This is a genomic window from Burkholderia sp. RF2-non_BP3 (genome assembly GCF_001522185.1).
Taxonomy (GTDB): domain Bacteria; phylum Pseudomonadota; class Gammaproteobacteria; order Burkholderiales; family Burkholderiaceae; genus Burkholderia; species Burkholderia diffusa.
Window position 1 is genome coordinate 1 of sequence record NZ_LOSU01000013.1, and the last position, 1,550, is coordinate 1,550.

General features: G+C 63.0%; 1 protein-coding gene and 1 pseudogene. One reads left to right on the top strand and one right to left on the bottom strand.

The annotated features are described in order from the left end of the window. The coding region (locus WS45_RS36390) for a hypothetical protein (protein WP_306459392.1) at nucleotides 1-287 on the bottom strand (287 nt) is incomplete at its 3' end. 22 nt (nucleotides 288-309) lie between these two features. Between WS45_RS36390 and WS45_RS34780 the strand changes: the two are divergent. Next, nucleotides 310-1,550 (top strand): annotated as a pseudogene (locus tag WS45_RS34780) (adhesin); the annotation flags it as partial.

Here is a 1,550-nt window from a genome sequence, read left to right on the forward strand (position 1 = left end):
ACCAGCTCGATCGGCTCGCTGTCGACGTCGACCTCGACGGGCATCAATTCGTTGTCGACGGGCCTTAGCTCGACTGATAGCACGGTGGCCTCGCTGTCGACGTCGACGTCGACGACGGCCAACTCGTTGTCGACGGGCTTGAGCACGACCAATAGCACGGTGACGTCGCTGTCGACGTCCACGTCGAGCGGTCTCTCGTCGGCGACCAGCTCGATCAGCTCGCTGTCCACGTCGACCTCGACCGGTATCAACTCGTTGTCGACGGGCCTGAGCACGACAAACAGCAACGTAACATCGTTGTCGACGGTCGTGTCGGCGACGCGCACTCATTACTACAGCGTCAACGACAACGGTGTCCAGCAGGGCAACTACAACAATGACGGTGCGACGGGAATCAACTCGCTGGCAGCTGGAGTCAATGCGACGGCAAGTGGCAACGCTGCCACTGCGGTGGGCAATGCGGCGAACGCCGCGGGGATTCAGAGCGTTGCAATCGGCAATAACTCGACTGCGGCCGCAGCCTCGACTATCGCAATCGGCGACAGCAACACGGTATCGGCAGCAGCCGGTGCCGGCTCAATTGCCGGCGGCCACAATTCGTCGGTCGTGTCCGGTACGGGTGCGATTGCGTTGGGCGAGAGTCAAACGGCTAATGGTAACGGCGCTGTAGCGATTGGTGATCCGAACACGGCGACCGGCAACGGTGCGGTTGCGCTGGGCGCGAACAACACGGCAACGGGCAATGGTGCGTTGGCGATCGGCAATACGAACGTCGCGCAAGGTCCCGGGTCGATTGCGTTGGGTCAGAACTCGGTGGCTGGTACGGCCGGGGCGACGACGGGAAGCGTGGCAATTGGCAACGGCGCGATCGCGACAGCCAGCCCGGGCGACGTGGCACTGGGCAGTGGCTCGGTGACGGCTGCACCGAATCCGACCGCGACAGGAACCGTGGGCGGTGTGACATACAGCTACGCCGGCACCAATCCGAGCAGCGTGGTGAGCGTTGGCGCGGCGGGCGCGGAGCGTCAAATCACGAACGTGGCAGCCGGCCAGGTGAGCGCAACGAGCACTGATGCGATCAATGGATCTCAGCTGTTCGCGACCAATCTTGCCGTCGATAGCCTGTCAACGACGTTGTCGGGGACAACGAGCAGCATTACTTCGCTGTCGACGGGGCTGAGCACGACGAACAGCAATGTGGCGTCGCTGTCGACGTCCACGTCGAGCGGTCTGTCGTCGGCAACCAGCTCGATCAGCTCGCTGTCCACGTCGACTTCGACGGGTATCAACTCGTTGTCGACGGGCCTCAGCTCGACCAACAGTTCGGTGGCCTCGCTCTCGACCTCCACGTCGACGGGCCTCTCGTCGGCCACCAGCTCGATCAGCTCGCTGTCCACGTCGACCTCGACGGGTATCAACTCGTTGTCGACGGGCTTGAGCTCGACCGATAGTACGGTGGCTTCGCTGTCGACTTCGACGTCGACTGGCTTGTCGTCGGCGACCAGCTCGATCAGCTCGCTGTCCACGTCGACCTCGACCGGCATCAACTC